Origin of the sequence: Alloprevotella rava, assembly GCF_014195585.1 — a bacterium.
GTDB classification, from domain to species: Bacteria; Bacteroidota; Bacteroidia; order Bacteroidales; family Bacteroidaceae; genus Alloprevotella; species Alloprevotella rava.
This window is the reverse complement of record NZ_JACICA010000003.1, coordinates 212,310-226,276: the sequence shown is the minus strand read 5'-3', so window position 1 is coordinate 226,276 and position 13,967 is coordinate 212,310. Positions and strand designations below refer to the sequence as shown.

12 protein-coding genes and 1 tRNA gene are annotated in these 13,967 nt (G+C 49.0%); 9 read left to right on the top strand and 4 right to left on the bottom strand.

Going from position 1 to position 13,967, the window contains the following annotated elements:
* The first annotated feature begins 479 nt into the window (after positions 1-479).
* From FHS60_RS04435 to FHS60_RS04400, 8 genes are all read left to right on the top strand, one after another.
* On the top strand, positions 480-1,016 hold the full coding sequence (locus tag FHS60_RS04435) for an HDIG domain-containing metalloprotein (protein ID WP_183695562.1): 537 nt from the start codon (positions 480-482) through the stop codon (positions 1,014-1,016).
* A gap of 89 nt (positions 1,017-1,105) precedes the next feature.
* Positions 1,106-3,922, top strand: coding sequence for a putative LPS assembly protein LptD (locus FHS60_RS04430; protein WP_183695560.1), 2,817 nt, complete (start codon positions 1,106-1,108; stop codon positions 3,920-3,922).
* 59 nt (positions 3,923-3,981) lie between these two features.
* The gene (locus FHS60_RS04425; protein WP_183695558.1) at positions 3,982-4,557 is read left to right on the top strand and encodes a DUF6624 domain-containing protein; all 576 of its coding nucleotides are present in this window, start codon (positions 3,982-3,984) and stop codon (positions 4,555-4,557) included.
* A gap of 19 nt (positions 4,558-4,576) precedes the next feature.
* Entirely contained in the window at positions 4,577-5,257 is a 681-nt protein-coding gene (locus FHS60_RS04420) for a BACON domain-containing protein (RefSeq protein WP_183695555.1), read from the top strand.
* Between the two features lie 114 nt (positions 5,258-5,371).
* On the top strand, positions 5,372-6,388 hold the full coding sequence (locus FHS60_RS04415; RefSeq protein ID WP_183695552.1) for an endonuclease/exonuclease/phosphatase family protein: 1,017 nt from the start codon (positions 5,372-5,374) through the stop codon (positions 6,386-6,388).
* Between the two features lie 140 nt (positions 6,389-6,528).
* Positions 6,529-7,566, top strand: a complete 1,038-nt coding sequence (gene asnA / locus FHS60_RS04410) for an aspartate--ammonia ligase (protein ID WP_183695549.1) — start codon at positions 6,529-6,531, stop codon at positions 7,564-7,566.
* A gap of 97 nt (positions 7,567-7,663) precedes the next feature.
* A tRNA-Arg gene (locus FHS60_RS04405) sits at positions 7,664-7,737 on the top strand.
* A gap of 76 nt (positions 7,738-7,813) precedes the next feature.
* Positions 7,814-8,548 (top strand): GIN domain-containing protein, encoded by a 735-nt coding sequence (locus tag FHS60_RS04400; protein WP_183695546.1) that lies wholly within the window; start codon positions 7,814-7,816, stop codon positions 8,546-8,548.
* Positions 8,549-8,791: 243 nt separating this feature from the next.
* Here the strand turns inward: FHS60_RS04400 and FHS60_RS04395 are convergent, their stop codons facing one another.
* Both FHS60_RS04395 and FHS60_RS04390 read right to left on the bottom strand, forming a co-directional pair.
* A complete protein-coding gene (locus FHS60_RS04395) occupies positions 8,792-9,103 on the bottom strand; it encodes a helix-turn-helix domain-containing protein (RefSeq protein WP_183695543.1) in 312 nt (103 codons plus the stop codon).
* A complete protein-coding gene (locus FHS60_RS04390) occupies positions 9,097-9,549 on the bottom strand; it encodes a cupin domain-containing protein (protein ID WP_183695541.1) in 453 nt (150 codons plus the stop codon). The genes FHS60_RS04395 and FHS60_RS04390 overlap by 7 nt, the downstream gene beginning before the upstream one ends.
* 252 nt (positions 9,550-9,801) lie before the next feature.
* Here FHS60_RS04390 and FHS60_RS04385 point away from each other — a divergent pair, with 252 nt between their 5' ends.
* Entirely contained in the window at positions 9,802-10,170 is a 369-nt protein-coding gene (locus tag FHS60_RS04385; protein WP_183695539.1) for a winged helix-turn-helix transcriptional regulator, read from the top strand.
* Between the two features lie 78 nt (positions 10,171-10,248).
* On the opposite strand, the gene FHS60_RS04380 is transcribed toward FHS60_RS04385, so the two are convergent.
* Together FHS60_RS04380 and FHS60_RS04375 are read right to left on the bottom strand one after the other, a co-directional pair.
* Complete coding sequence (locus FHS60_RS04380) at positions 10,249-11,175, bottom strand: DMT family transporter (protein WP_183695536.1); 927 nt, start codon at positions 11,173-11,175, stop codon at positions 10,249-10,251.
* Positions 11,176-11,256: 81 nt separating this feature from the next.
* Positions 11,257-13,929: a 4-alpha-glucanotransferase gene (locus FHS60_RS04375; RefSeq protein WP_183695534.1), complete on the bottom strand. Its 2,673-nt coding sequence runs from the start codon at positions 13,927-13,929 to the stop codon at positions 11,257-11,259.
* Positions 13,930-13,967 lie beyond the last annotated feature (38 nt).

Below are 13,967 nucleotides of genomic sequence, written 5' to 3'. Positions count from 1 at the left end.
CAGATACTGTCGCGGCTTTTTATACTTTGTAAAATAATCTCTTACTTTACCTGCGCGAGAATCGCACAAAAATCAGAAAGAAACAGGGAGGGCTGCGAAAGGCTCTGCTTTTTCCGTCCATCCAATAAGGATGCTGACTGACGCAATAAGGCTATCAGCTGACACAATAAGGATGTTGACCGACAGCCTTATTGTATTTTCGAGCAGGAAAAGCAAGCCGATGGAGCAAAAAGAGAAGGAAAAGAGTTGCTGAAGCAAAAAAATGGGCATTTAGAAGAAAAAAATTAGAAAATCGAGCGAAGAAAAAGCTATCTTCGTGAAAAATTGAGGAGAACAGCAGATGAAGCTGCGCTAAAAGGAAAGAAGGCTTTGTCAAGTAATCGGGCTGTTATTCTTTTATAAAAGAAAGCGCCACTCCCCTACTTCGCTGAATCCTCCGAATTGAGTAATTTTGCAACAGAACAAAGAGAATGACCAACATGAATCCTTTAGAAATTATAGACAAATACTACCCCGATGACAACGCCCTCCGGCAATTGCTTATCCACCACAGCCAGCAGGTCACAAAGAAAGCGCTTGAGGTTTGTCGCAAACATCCCGAGCTCCATCTCAACGAAGAACTCGTGCGCAATGGGGCAATGCTCCACGACATCGGAATTTTCTTGACCGATGCACCAGGCATTCATTGTCACGGGCATTACCACTATCTGCTCCATGGTATGTTGGGCGCAGAACTCATGCGCCGAGAGGGGCGCGAAGACCTCGCCCGCATCTGCGAACGCCACACAGGGACAGGCATGACGCGCCAAGCTTTCAGAGAGCGCGGAGTGGAACCTCCCGCCACAGACCTCTGCCCCGAAACGCTGGAGGAACAGGTGATTTGCTATGCCGACAAATTTTTCTCGAAGAGTCATCCCGAACGAGAGCGTACGGTGGAGGACACGGTGAAAAGTCTTGAAAAATTCGGCGACAAAGGTGTAGAAATCTTCCGTAAGTGGGTGGAACAATTCGATTGAGACAGTTGTAGCCGCTGTTAAAAAGAGTGAGAAAACGCCCTAATTCTATTAGAATTAGTATCTTCGCCCACTAAAATTGATCAATCCAGGTGAGAACCTTTATAACGATACTTTTATCGGCGCTGATGGCGTTGTGCGTGGCAGCAGGCATAGAGAGCCATGTCGCAGACAAGCCGAAGCACCCAACAGCGACCGATACCACTCGAACAACTACGCCCGACACGGCACTTATCCGCCAACGCCGTGCACAGATGGACTCGACCTCTCGCGCTACCCAAGCCATCACTATCGATTCCATCCGCACCGACACACTCCGTTCGGACACAGTGCGAAAAAAGCGTGGCGGTTTGGAGAAGCCCGTGGACTTTGCGGCCGAAGACTCTATCGTTTACGATGCCGACACAAAACTGGCGTTTCTCTTCGGCAAAGCGGAGGTGAAATACGAGAATATGACGCTCGATGCGGGCCATATCTCGATGAATATGGACTCGAGCCTTGTCCACGCTAAAGCCATTGTCGATACGGCTGGTGTGCTCGAACAGAAGCCCTCATTCAAGCAAGGTGGCGACGAATATGTGAGCGAGCAGATGAGCTATAACTTCAAGACGAAGAAAGGTTTCATCCAAAACGTCAATACCACACAGGGCAACGGCTTTATCCAGAGCGAACGTTCCAAACGTACGGATGACGGAACGCTGTATTTGGAATCTGCCAAATACACCACTTGTAACGCCAAACACCCCCATTTCTATCTGAAACTATCACGCGCCAAGGTTGTTCCCGGCAAGGAAACTGTCTTTGGCCCGGCCTATCTTGTGGTAGAGGATGTGCCGCTCCCCCTCGGCATACCTTATGGTTTCTTCCCCTTTAACAAAAAATACTCCAGTGGGTTTATCATGCCGAGCTACGGCGATGAGACCGTCCGCGGCTTCTATCTCCGCAACGGCGGATACTACTTTGCGCTCAACGACTACATGGACTTGAAGTTGTTAGGCGAACTCTACACGAAAGGGTCATGGGGCTTGAGTTTGGAGACCAACTATAAAAAACGCTACAAGTATAACGGCAATTTCTACATCTCTTATCTCAACACAGTGGAGGGCGAAAAGAATTTGCCGGACTACATGAAAACAACAAGCCTCAAGGTGCAGTGGAGCCATTCAAAGGACGCTGCTGCAGGCGGCAATACTACGTTCTCCGCTCGCGTTAACTTCGCGTCGGAAAATTATGAGCGTAAGAACCTGGAGAGTATGTACAACCCGCTCTCCTATACGCAGAGCACACGCGCCAGTTCGATAAGTTTTAGCCATCTCTTTTCGGGCATCGGCTTGTCGGTATCTGGTTCTGCCAACCTTACGCAGAACATGCGCGACAGTACGATCACCATGTCGCTCCCCGATTTGAATTTCTCGCTCTCCCGTTTCTATCCGTTCCGCCGCAAGCACCAGGTGGGGAAAGAACGTTGGTACGAAAAAATTTCTATGTCCTACACGGGACAACTCAGCAACTCCATAGCAACGAAAGAGAACAAGCTGCTCCATTCCAACCTCATCAAGGACTGGCGCAATGGTATGCAGCACCGCATCCCTGTTGATGCTACGTTCCAGCTCTTCAAATACATCAACATTTCCCCGAGTTTCTCGTTCAACGATGTGATGTACACCAACCGCATCATGCGAAATTGGGACGCAGCAGCACTGCGCGAAGTGGCAGATACCACCTATGGTTTCTACAATCTCTACAACTGGAATGTTTCTGTAAGTGCCAACACCACTCTCTATGGTTTCTACAAACCTTGGAAAAAGCTTTTCGGCAGTAAAATTGTTGCCATCCGCCATGTCTTTAAGCCCAACGTAAGTTTCAGCTACGCGCCCGACTTCACAACCTCGCGCTACGGCTACGTGCGCCACTATGACAAGACGGATGCCAGTGGCAATGTGGAGAGAGTGCAGTATTCGCCGTACCAAAGCGGCATCTTCGGTTATCCCTCCAGTACAAAGCAGGGAATGGTAACGATGAGCGTTTCCAACAACCTTGAGATGAAGGTCAAGAGCGACAAGGATACAACGGGCTACAAGAAGATTTCGCTCATCGATGAACTTTCAGCTTCGCTCTCCTACAATATGGCGGCAAAAACGCGCCAATGGAGCGACCTGACAACACGCTTGCGTCTGAAACTCTCTAAGAGCTACACCTTCTCCCTCGCTGCACTCTTTGCCACTTACGCCTATGTCTTCGACAATAAGGGTAATGTAGTAGTGGGCGACCGCACCGAATGGAGTCACGGACGCTTCGGACGCTTTCAAGGCATGAGCCAAAACCTCTCCTACACGTTCAACAACCAAACTCTCACAAAGTTGCGCGATCTCTTCTCTGGACGCCGCAGCAACACAATGGAGGAGAAAGACAACGAAAAAGAACAGGACGAGCAAACAGATGTGGAAGATGCCAACATCGACCCCGATTTGTTGGCCACAAAGAAGAAAACAGTTAAGAAAGAAAAGGCCAAGGTCGACAAAGAAGGCTATCTCCGTTTCCAACTGCCGTGGTCGCTCACGCTCTCCTATGGTATCACGATGTTTGAGAATCGCAATAAGCCCATCAACCCGCGCACCATGCGCTATCCTTTTGGCTTTACGCAAACGCTCAATGCCTCGGGCTATCTTCGTATTTCCGATGGTTGGAACATCACTTTCTCCTCTGGCTACGACTTCGAGCAGCATCGCATTTCTATGACAACTGCATCACTTTCTCGCAATCTCCACTGCTTTGAAATGTCGTGTAGCGTAGTGCTCAGGCCCTACTCTTCGTTCAACTTCACCTTCCGTGCCATTGCCAGCGAACTTGCCGATGCTCTCAAATGGGACAAACGCAGCAGCTACTCCAGCAACATTGAATGGTACTAACAAACAACAACTACTAAAACAAAAGGGCTGTTATCAAAGTGCCCCCTACATATATCATTATGAAGAAAATTGTTTTATCCCTATTTGCTCTCGCAGCCCTGAATTGCTCGGCGCAGAGCGTTTCGCAGCGTCTCGAACGCCTCTTTGATGTGGATCAGCAGATTCGTAAAACCGAAACGGTTGATAGCCTTATCGAAGCACAAGACAGCGTGAATCGCGCGGTACTCAAAGAGTTCGTCGCAGACTACAATCCCGACAGTTGTTCGGCTAAAGCCAATAAAGGACTCTACTTGGTTCTGTCCCACTCTCCGCTGGCTTTCCGCCTGCCGATGGCTCACCTCATCGAAAAAGCATGGCAGAAAAAACGCCTGGAAGCCATCTATTATGCGTCCTTCCAAGACGGCATACGATTTGATCAGCTCGAACCGCAAATCTATGGTACACAATTCATGGAGATGAACGGGAAAACGTATCTCTGGCCTGTTGCCGACGTTGACAAACTCGATGAACGCCGTGCTGCATTGGGTTTGCCCACAGAACAAGCCTATATCGACGAACTCTCAAAGCGTCACCCCGAATGGAACTATACATGGGACCGCACGCTCACTATTGAAACCATACTAAACACTCAATAAAAACTCATTTTTCATACGTATGAAACACGTTTCATTGATTCTATCCGTAGTGGCAGCCGGTGTGCTGACCCTTACGAGCTGCAAAAGCGAATTTGAACAGCACATGATGCAGTTTGCACCTATGAAACCCAACATGGTGACTTATGCTGACCAAACATCAGATACCATCCATGTGCTCTCAACAGACGCGTGGAAACTGACAGTCGACGACTCTTGGCTGGCAGTTACCCCCAACGAAATGACACCTAAATACAAAGGTGCTCTTTATAATACGTTGCTCAAATTTGCCTTTACTGCCAATACCAACCGCCTTACGCGCCAAACGTATTTCCATGTGAAGGGTGGACACACCATCAATATGCCCGTGGTTCAAGTGGGCTGGCTCAACATTTCCGCCCCGGCAGCCACCTACAAAGACCTCAACAACGACAAAGTGAACGACAGAGCGTACTACAAGGTTAAACTCGACGCCAAAGCAACGGCTCTGCCTTTCTACTTCACTACTTACACTGACGGTGCAATGGTGCAAACGAACGCTGCGTGGATTCAAGTGCCCACGGCAGCTCAGACAACGGGCTACCACCCCCTTTCGCTCACCATCACGCCTAACACGACCAAGGTTGAGCGAGCTGGACAAATCACGCTGACCTCTGCGGGCATCACCGACACTATTGAAGTGGTGCAGGCAGCCGCCAACTAAACCCACATTCTTACGGCATTCTTCGCCGTCTCCCTTAGCGCGAACCTTTCTTACCTCCCTTGCGTAAACAAGGTTCGCGCACTTTTTTATGTTCACCTTCAAAACTCACCCACAATGAAACACACGCTACTTTTGTTTCTCCTCTTTATCTCGCTCTCCCTTACGGCACAAAATAGCCGCTTCCGAATCATGGAGTACAACGTTGAAAATCTCTTCGACACTATCCACGCGCCTGGCAAACAGGATGTGGACTTCACGCCACAAGGGAAATATCGCTGGACAAGCAGCTTGTACCACGCCAAATTAGGAAAATTGGCCCGCGCCATTGTTGCTGTGGGTGGCGCACTCCCGCCCGACGTCATTGTGCTTTGCGAAGTGGAGAACGACAGCGTTGTCCGCGACCTTTGTCGCCACACATCGCTCTGCCGCTTGGGCTACGAATACATTGTGACCCACAGTGCCGACCGGCGCGGTATCAATGTGGCGGTGCTCTACCAGCCCATGACATTCCGCCCCTTTGAAACCGACACGCTGCGCATTGCCTACCATCCCGCCACCGAAAAGCCCACACGCGATGTGCTGCGCGTAAGCGGACGAGTGGCTTCGGGCGACACGCTCGATATTATGGCCGTCCACTGGCCCAGTCGTGCTGGCGGACAAGAAAAGACCGAGCCTTACCGCATCCGCACTGCGCAACGCATCCGCGCTGCTACCGACAGTTTGATGCTGCACCGCCTGCGCCCTGCCCTTGTTATCACGGGCGATTGCAACGATGAGTTTCACAATCGCAGCCTGAGCGAGGGATTGCGCGCCCTATTGCCCCAACCGCCATTTGCCGACACGTCGCTCTACATCCTTTCGGCCAATCTCAAAGGCCCTGAAGGCATTCGCGGCACTTATAAATTTCGCGGAGAATGGAACCAACTTGACCAATTCGTAGTAAATGGTGCGCTCTTGCAGGCTTCGGAAGGTCTCCGCACCACGCCTTCCAATTGCCAAATTGTCCATTTCCCATTCCTAACCGAGCCAGATCCCAGCGGCGGCCTCAAACCTCGCTACACTTACCTCGGCTCTCACTATCACGGCGGTACTTCCGATCATCTCCCCCTCCTGCTCGACCTCTACGAGTGAGGCAACTTACGACAAACAAAACCTCTGCAATGAATAATAGACCCCAAAAGGCCAAAAACATTTACACAACATTTCCTTATTTCTCTTTTCTCTTTCAAAAAGCCGTATTATCTTTGCATCAGTAACACAAAAACACATAAATGAGCGAACTAATCTTACCTAAAGGCTATAAAGCCCTACTCGGACGCAACGACACCGAGCAGGGCATCAAAGAGATAAAAGAATTTTTCCAAACTAATCTGGCTACGGGGCTAAAGCTGCGCCGCATCACTGGCCCGCTCTTCGTGCAGCGCGGCCTTGGTATCAACGACGATTTGAGCGGTGTGGAGCGTCCCGTCTCTTTCCCTATCAAGGATTTGGGCGACACGCGCGCCGAAGTGGTCCACTCGCTGGCAAAATGGAAGCGACTGATGTTGGCCGACCAACAAGTGCCCGTGGGCTATGGCATATATACCGACATGAATGCTATTCGTGCCGATGAAGAGCTGGATAATCTCCATTCCCTCTACGTTGATCAATGGGACTGGGAACGCTCTATCAACAGAGAGGACCGTACTATCGGCTACCTCAAGAAGACTGTTAAGAACATCTATTATGCTATGCTCCGCACGGAGTTTCTTATCTGCGAACGCTTCCCACAGCTCCGCCCGAGTCTGCCTGAAAAGGTGCATTTTATCCATGCGGAAGAGCTGCGCCAACGCTTTCCTGAACTGGCACCCAAAGAGCGCGAGCATCAGATATGTAAGGAATACGGCGCCGTCTTCATCATCGGCATTGGAGGTCCGTTGGGCGATGGGATGCCCCACGACCTGCGCGCCCCCGACTATGATGACTGGACCAGCATCAACGAGGAAGGAACGGCAGGACTTAATGGCGACTTGCTTTTGTGGTACGACACGCTGGATCGCTCCGTAGAAATCAGTTCGATGGGTATTCGTGTTGACAAAGAGGCCCTACTGCGCCAACTCAAAGCCACAGGAAAGGAAGACCGCCTCGGGCTCTACTTCCACCAACGCTTGATGGACGGCACACTACCTCTCTCCATTGGTGGCGGTATTGGGCAATCGCGCCTCTGCATGATGTATCTGAAGAAAGCGCATATCGGTGAGATTCAAGCCTCTATCTGGCCGGCCGAAATGCGCAAGCAATGTAGCGCCGCAGGCATTCCGCTCATTTGACATCATATCGGTTCTCCCCCACAGCGCGGCGAGAACCGATGATTTTTTTGCTAATTCCAAATAAAGTCTTACTTTTGCAATCGTCTTATAGGACTATGGCTCCGTAGCTCAGTTGAATAGAGCAATGGTTTCCGGTACCATGTGTCATGGGTTTGAGTCCCATCGGAGTCACTTCTTTTTATCCGGCAGGTGAGTTGGAAAGATGTTTCCTTCTCTCCTGCTTTTTTATTATCCAAAAGATACTAATATGAAAAGTTTTCTTTCCCTTGCACTGTTCGCCTTCATGGTGATTTTCACCAGTTGTTCTATTACGCTGAACACTAACGAGAAAAAGCCACAGAAAACAGTTGACCGAACCTTCAATCTGCGAGACTTTCAAAACATCAAGATGGAATCTGTTGCCAACGTCCGCTTCACGCAGGGCAACACCTATAAGGTAACAGCCACGGCCTTCCGCCCTGGTATCGACACAGTGTATGTAAAAGAAAATACACTTTATATCACTACACGGCGAAATTTGAAGAACAACAATTCCCGTTGCACCATTGAAGTGACAGCTCCCAGTTTGAGAAGTCTCGAACAAGAAGGCGTGGGCAATTTCACCTGCCAAGCACTCAACACCAAAGAGTTAGATATTAGCCTCGAAGGCGTGGGCTCTGCCAGCTTTGGCAATGTTAGCTGCACGAGCCTTGAAGTGGACTGCGAAGGCGTAGGCAGTCTTAGCCATAGCAATTTCACCGTTTCGGGCAATGCTTCGTTCGATTTCTCGGGTGTAGGTTCTGGCACATTCTCTGTGAAGAGCAACAACTGCAAGCTGGAGAGCAGTGGCGTGGGTAGTATCACCGCCACTGTCAATTGTAAGAGCGTAGTGGCTAACTGCAGCGGTATAGGCTCTATCACCTTGAAAGGACACACCAACAAACTCAAAAAAACGAACTCCTCCTTGGGAAAAATCAACACGAAAGGATTGGAAGTGAAATAAGAACAGAAAAATAAGCATTTTTCAAAGCTCCCTCCATATCTCCTATGAGTAGCAACGCTCGGTAGCCTCCTATTTGGAGAGCACTGAGCATGCGCATTCACAAGGGATATGGAGGGAATTCTGTAGATAGGCATTAAGGAAAAATATCCTTATTGCGTCAGCTGACACAATAAGGCTGTCAGCTGACATCCTTATTGCATTTTCAAACGCAATAAGGAAAAATAAAGGGCACAGAAGTATAGCTTAAAACTGCTTGGAACAAAAATTTTGTTCACACCAATACGCCAATTCCTCGGCAAGGGGAAATAATGACAGACCTCTATCTGCAAGGGAAAAAGACTTTGCAGATAGTTCAATAATTCCGTCGGTCATTAGTTCGCAAAGAGCTGTTTCTACTTCTTTCTGTGTTCGATCCTCCATTTCTTGAAGAAGTTCTTCCAATGTTGCCGAATCCTTTTTTCCAACTATATGAACAATCCACAATAAGTCCGGTTCGCAAATTCTGGCAAGAACATTGCGAATCGGACATTTTGGGAATTGTGGGTCTACTACCATTCCAATTTTTCGTTCAAAATAATGCCATCACCAGCAGGCGAATCATTTTCAGTAAAACTATTGGCCTTATATTGGATGCAAAGCATGAGCATCTCATCTTTGCCTGTATTCTTCAAGGCACGTTTGCCAGCAGGAGCTACACGAATAATACTACCTTCTGACACGGGGAAGATTTCTCCGTCCACTTGGTACTCGCCCTCACCTTTGAGAATGAAATAGAGTTCTTCGTGGGTCTTGTGGGTGTGTAGGAAGCCACTGTCTTGACCAGGCACTAAGGTTTGAAAAGAAAGCTCACTACCTGTAGCTTGCAAAGCTTGTCCCACAAAGACCTTTCCGGGAATCTCTATATCGCCCAATGGGAGGACATAATCTTTGATACTGCTGAGTTTACCAACATTTACTGCCGTAAAGTTCTCACCTACCTTGATTGTTTCTACTTGTTTCATAATGTCTTTGTTTTTATTAGTTGTTTGTTTTCGTTCTTTGTTTGTTTTGACGATGCAAAGGTATTATGTTTCAAAAGGTTGTACAAGAAGGCACGAAGAGGTCAGTCGGTTACCAAAAAGTAAGTAACATTGAAAACAGAGTTATTGCTGTATTTCATTTTTAAAATAGTTTAACAATGATTTTCTCAAGGCAACAAAGTGTAATAATTACTTTTGTATAGTAATACAATAATTAAACCTAATCATTCAGCAATGAACAGAAATGAATTGCGAGATGCACTCTATCCCAACTGCCCCGTGCGCAACGTCTTGTCAAGGGTAGGCGACAAATGGTCTATGCTGGTACTGTTCACGTTAGAGGCCAACGAAAGACAAAGATTTAAAGAACTACAGCGCAATATCCCCGATATTTCTCAAAAGATGCTGACTGCAACTCTAAAGATGCTGGAGGCCGATGCACTTATCCTGAGAGAGGCTTTCCCAGAAATTCCGCCTCGCGTGGAGTATTCGCTCACCGACAAAGGTAAGAGCCTCTTGCCGCTCATTGATAATTTATTGGTTTGGGCAAGCGAAAATATGGAAGATATAATGGAAGCGCGAAAGAATTATCTATTAAAATAAAAGTTGTTCTTACAAAGAAAGCAGTAAATCCCAGGCATGGTTTTACTGCTTTCTTTGTATTCGCGAATGCTCCAGGCCTCAATATCTCCAGCGCCAATACTTGCGGAGGCGAAAGAGCATGAGGCGGAAGCGGAGGTGCTTACCAAGAATGATGAGAAGGACGGCAACGAGGATGAGCAGTATGCCTACGGCAAGGCGGAGGGAGAAAACTTCGCCAAAGAGGAAGATGCCGATGAAGACAGCAGTGACGGGTTCGAGTGCGCCCATGATGGCCGTTGGCGTAGAGCCTATGTCGTGAACGGCAATGACCATGAACACAAGGGAGAGTACGGTGGGCACTATCGCCATCCAGAAACCCATGAACCAGTGCCAAGGCGTGTGGAGCATCATCAGATGATTTTCAGGACTGACAAACGACCAAACCACGATGGCTAATGTGCAGACGAGCAACACATAGAAAGTGAGCTTCACGGACGACATACGCAGCGAACTCTGGTTGACAACGATGATGTAGAGGGCGTAAGTGAGCGAGGAGAGCAGCACGAGGATGATGCCCATCAAACTAAGCGTGGACTGCCCATCGCCGCGATAGAGCAGAGCTACGCCCACGAGCGACAACAGAATGGAGAGAACCGTGGTTAGCGTTACTTTTTCTTTGAAAAAAAGAGCCATGAGCACGGCCACCATAATGGGATAGACAAACAGCAAGGTCGAGGCGATGCCGGCAGCCATGAAAAGAAAACTCATATAGAGCGAAAGGGCCGAGAAAGCAAAGAGGAGGCCAAGCACAGAGATGATGCAAAACTCTTTCCGAGTGATCCGAAACGATTTTCGCTGCACGAGAAGCAACGCGCCCAGCAGAAGCGTGGCGATGGCAAAGCGATAGAACAGTACACTGGACGAATTGAAGCCGTCGGCATACAAAACGAGTGCGCCAACAGGGTTTGTCCCATAACAGATTGCAGCCAACACGCCGCATATGGTACCTTTTAGTTTGTTGGTCATAATAGTTGTGTAAAAAGAAGGAGGAACTCTTCAGCCCCTCCTTATGGAAAGAAATCCTGCTTCCTTTTGCCAACAGGGATATTATCGGTCTGTTCCTTCCACCATTTCCGAAATCGTTTGCACCATGGAAGATTTCATAAGTTCTTCAATGCTGAGGTGCATACGATAGCGCCAATAGTGGCGAGGATTGGAGGGCAGATTGATACGTTCGGCATCGGCATTGGGATGACGGTGTTCCTCATCAACAGCCAGCCAATCCTGAAGACTCACAATACAGAGCATGGAGGGGCAATTGAGATGACGATAGACAATATCGTTGGCCAACCAGCCGGGCATAGGATGGGGCGCAATACTATCGCGGTAGAGCATCGTATTGTAGTAGGCCTGTGAGCGTTCCATATCTTCGTCCCACCATTGGCGCAAGGTGGGCATATCGTGGGTAGAGATGGTGCTCACGGAGCGGTAAGGATTGGCTGATAGAAGGCCGAAACGAACGTTGGGGTCCTTTGGCATCGACTGTATCTCAAGGCTCAGGATGCGTAGCTCCTGCATGACCCACGCCACACAAGCGGGCACCATACCGAGGTCCTCTGCACAAACGAGCATCCTTGTGGCGTTGACCAGTCGAGGTAGTTTCTTCATCGCCTCGCCATACCAGAACTGATTATTACGACGATAGTAGTAATCATTATAAAGGCGATTGAAAGCAGCCTTATCGGAATCGTAGAGTGCTTCATAAATGAAGGCGAACTGCACAGTAATACGCGGGTGGAATTTGTTGCTATCGTTGCGGTCGCGCACAAAGAGCACGTCGCTGATGAGAGCATAAAGTCCGTCGCGCAACAGGATGTCTTTCTCGCTCGTGCGGCCTTCAAAAGCTGCTTCTACCTTGCGCTGCGTATCATATTCGGGCTTCATTTCCCAAATATCGTCGTGGAGGTGGTTGAGATAAGTGTCCTTGACTTCTTGTGTATGCTCATGGAAGATTCGGTCGAGCACCCAGTCGGCGATGAATGGTTTGGTGAAAAATTCTTCTTGGAAATGGAGACCGTAGGACTCTATTTCTTCCCGCGTCATACCGAGCGAGGGCGCGAACTGTCCGAGCAATCCGTGAACGGCATGGATGGGTATTTCCCAAATACGGAAGAAACCGAGGACATGATCAATGCGGTAGGCATCAAAATACTTCTGCATATTCTGGAAACGGCGAACCCACCAGCGACAGCCATCGGCTATCATAGCATCCCAATTGTAGGTAGGGAAACCCCAGTTCTGTCCATTGACAGAGAAATCGTCGGGCGGAGCACCTGCCTGTCCGTTGAGGTTGAAATAGTTGGGTTCCATCCACACATCGCAGCCGTGGCGATTCACACCTATGGGGATGTCGCCTTTGAGGATGACGCGCTTCTGGCGAGCATAATCGTGGACGGCTGCCATCTGCGTGCTGAGCAAGAACTGTACGTAATAGTAGAACGCCACGTTCTTCCAGGCCGCTGTACTGGAAGTGGAGAGAAATTTCCTTTCTTTCTCGTCCCACACTCTATGATCGGGCCATTGAGAGAAGTCGGCAGTTCCATTCTTGTCGCGGAGATAGCAGTACTGCCCATAAGGCACGAGCCACTGCTCCGTTTCTTGGAAAAACGCCTTAAAGGCTTGGCTCTTCATCACCTTATCGCCTTCCTGAGCAAAGAGTTCGTGGAGATATTCCGTCTTGGCTGCATTGACGCGCTCATAGTCGATTTCGGGCAACGCATTCAGCTCCTTGCGCAGCGCCTCAAAGTGAGCGGCGCGTTTCTTGTCCTTGAGCGCGGGTAACTGGGTGAGGTCGACATACTGCGGGTGGAGAGCAAAGATGCTGATACAGCTATAAGGATAGGAATCGGTCCAACAGTGCGAGATGGTAGTGTCGTTGATGGGCAACACCTGTAGTACGCGTTGACGCGTGGCACTTACGAAATCTATCATCTTGCGCAAATCGCCGAAATCTCCCACGCCGAAACTGCTCTGAGAGCGCAGGGAGAAAACGGGAATGAGCGTTCCTGCCATACGACGGTTGGAGATGGGGAAGAAAGCTTGGTCCAACTCATAGACTACCACATCGCCATCCGCCATCTTAGGAAGCGTGATGATGCGATTCATATCCGTTTCCCAAAATCTAACTTCGGCGCGATCATCTTTGAGCGCCTGCGCCACAAACTTAAATTCGAGTCTACCGTCCGCACACTTATCTGCATCGAGGTCTATGATCCACTCATTGTAGTTGTGCTCAATCATGGGCAGCGCCTTATCTTCTTGCCAATTTCCCAACATTGGCGTAGCTCCCGATAGGGCCAAACGCTCATCGGCACGCAGCTGCGGCGCACGCACTTTGAGACGCACAGTGCGGGCATAATTGTTGCGTTCCACAGCTGCCTTCTCGCGGTGGTTCACACAATCCGTGAAAGCTGAACTATAGAGATAGGAATCCTCGGGAATATCCATCCAACGATCGTAAACTCGATAGCATTTGGCGTGTGTTGCCGAAAGTTCGAGTCGGTGCGTTTCGGCCGTCCATTCCACGGCACGGAGTCCATCGGAAGTCTCAACACTATAAAAATAGTTCAGCACTGAAACATCGCCTTTCAGCTTCAACTGTGCCACCCAATGCAGACCGTCGGGCGTGTGCATAATATATTTCTGGCTATCGCCAACAACGTTCACGTAGAGTTCCTCTCCGTAGGACGTTTTATAGTCTAAATGAAAAATTACTTCCATATATTTTAATGTGCTAATATAACAAATGTGTGATGTGC

What these genes read in the sequence shown, in the direction of transcription:
- FHS60_RS04435 (WP_183695562.1), top strand. Translation starts at nt 480, where the DNA reads ATGAATCCTTTAGAAATTATAGACAAATACTACCCCGATGACAACGCC.
- FHS60_RS04425 (WP_183695558.1), top strand. Translation starts at nt 3,982, where the DNA reads ATGAAGAAAATTGTTTTATCCCTATTTGCTCTCGCAGCCCTGAATTGC.
- FHS60_RS04420 (WP_183695555.1), top strand. Translation starts at nt 4,577, where the DNA reads ATGAAACACGTTTCATTGATTCTATCCGTAGTGGCAGCCGGTGTGCTG.
- FHS60_RS04415 (WP_183695552.1), top strand. Translation starts at nt 5,372, where the DNA reads ATGAAACACACGCTACTTTTGTTTCTCCTCTTTATCTCGCTCTCCCTT.
- asnA (WP_183695549.1), top strand. Translation starts at nt 6,529, where the DNA reads ATGAGCGAACTAATCTTACCTAAAGGCTATAAAGCCCTACTCGGACGC.
- FHS60_RS04400 (WP_183695546.1), top strand. Translation starts at nt 7,814, where the DNA reads ATGAAAAGTTTTCTTTCCCTTGCACTGTTCGCCTTCATGGTGATTTTC.
- FHS60_RS04395 (WP_183695543.1), bottom strand. Translation starts at nt 9,103, where the DNA reads ATGGTAGTAGACCCACAATTCCCAAAATGTCCGATTCGCAATGTTCTT.
- FHS60_RS04390 (WP_183695541.1), bottom strand. Translation starts at nt 9,549, where the DNA reads ATGAAACAAGTAGAAACAATCAAGGTAGGTGAGAACTTTACGGCAGTA.
- FHS60_RS04385 (WP_183695539.1), top strand. Translation starts at nt 9,802, where the DNA reads ATGAACAGAAATGAATTGCGAGATGCACTCTATCCCAACTGCCCCGTG.
- FHS60_RS04380 (WP_183695536.1), bottom strand. Translation starts at nt 11,175, where the DNA reads ATGACCAACAAACTAAAAGGTACCATATGCGGCGTGTTGGCTGCAATC.
- FHS60_RS04375 (WP_183695534.1), bottom strand. Translation starts at nt 13,929, where the DNA reads ATGGAAGTAATTTTTCATTTAGACTATAAAACGTCCTACGGAGAGGAA.